This is a genomic window from Phytobacter palmae (assembly GCF_039409775.1).
Taxonomy (GTDB): domain Bacteria; phylum Pseudomonadota; class Gammaproteobacteria; order Enterobacterales; family Enterobacteriaceae; genus Phytobacter; species Phytobacter palmae.
In genome coordinates, this window is record NZ_JBCIVJ010000058.1 from 1 (window position 1) to 1,361 (window position 1,361).

Annotated in this window: 2 protein-coding genes and 1 pseudogene; all 3 read right to left on the reverse strand. The window is 38.2% G+C overall.

Annotated features, from left to right (window positions below; translation table 11 throughout):
• Window positions 1-139: 139 nt before the first annotated feature.
• Window positions 140-343: a hypothetical protein gene (locus AAIG39_RS25600; protein WP_343195052.1), complete on the reverse strand. Its 204-nt coding sequence runs from the start codon at window positions 341-343 to the stop codon at window positions 140-142.
• Window positions 344-515: 172 nt separating this feature from the next.
• Window positions 516-812 (reverse strand): polymorphic toxin type 30 domain-containing protein, encoded by a 297-nt coding sequence (locus AAIG39_RS25790; RefSeq protein WP_425503352.1) that lies wholly within the window; start codon window positions 810-812, stop codon window positions 516-518.
• A 107-nt stretch (window positions 813-919) separates the two neighbouring features.
• A pseudogene (locus AAIG39_RS25605) lies at window positions 920-1,222 on the reverse strand (RHS repeat-associated core domain-containing protein); the annotation flags it as partial.
• Window positions 1,223-1,361 lie beyond the last annotated feature (139 nt).

Genomic DNA, 1,361 nt, shown 5'->3' on the forward strand with positions numbered 1-1,361 from the left:
CGCTATAAACATAAGTCAGGGGCACATCATCAGGTTAAACAGATGGTTAAGGGGATGCGAAACGGGATGTTTAGTGTGCTGAACGAGGGTTAAATAATAAAAAGCCGGGAAGAGTTAATATCCTTCCTGGCTTTTTTTATTATTCAAATAATATATCATCAATACATTCTAAAATTTCGTGTGTCGTATCATTTTCATTATGCTTCCCTCTCCATTCCTTTAACTCGTTTAAGCATAAATTAATATTTTGACGCCTAGAATATAAATAAATATCACTCATTGCCAATATTGCATTAAATTTATTATCGTAAGCATTATTATAAATAAAAATTTTCGTTAACACATTCCATAACTCCTTGACTAAATCAGAGTTAACGATCGGTTTTGAAATGTAGGGTGATGAAAACAAATCTCTGACCGAACCAATTAATTCATATAGATTAGAACATTGTGAATCCAATGCGCTTTCTAATTCTTGTATTTTTTCATCAAAAAAACATCAAGATCTAACATTATCAGTTAACTCCGGGAAAACTTGTTGGTTTGTTTATTGGAATGTGAACATCGTGAATTACTGAATGATTATAATATGAACTATTTTCATTGAAGATTCCCCTGGGATGATAATTACCATTAACATCCATACATTTCTTTCCATCCATAATTCTTACGACCCATCCTTGACTAGAATCAGAACCAGGAGGAGCTACAAGATCTATATCATGTATTCGAGCGGTGGTTGTACCTCCACCTGCATTTGTCCATTTATATTCATAAGCATAATCTCCACATGACCAGCCGGAGGAGTTAATTTACGAACCCTCGCATTATTTGGAATAGTGATGAGATCTGAACCATCAGCACGTTTGATCGTACTACCAGATAGCGTACAAGGAGTAAGACCGAGTGGATCTATTCAAGTAAGTGGATTTGGTACGTAAGCGTAAGTATTTAACCCGCCCCTTAACCCTATCGGGTCTTGCTAGGTAAAACTGGCGCTATCCGCGTCGTAATGACGAAATAAATTGTAGTGCAACCCGTTCTCACGTTCCAGGTATTGCCCCTGCATACGCAGGTTCTGCGCATAGCCCGTCTCCTGCGGTATTGAATCGTGCAGCAGCTTACCTCACGCGCTGTTCTGCCCTTCCCAGCGGATATGTCTTTCACGGTCCGTCATCCGTTCTGGCGTACCGTTTGGCTGACAGTGAAACCAGAAAACTTCCAAATACTCTAACGTTTACCCAGCCATTTTTATAGATAAAAAATATACGCTTTTCTTTAGAGAATTATTTTTCGATCGCATAGCCTAATAAGATTATTTTAAACCTGGATGGTTGGCTTTCACCTGCCGCGACAATAAT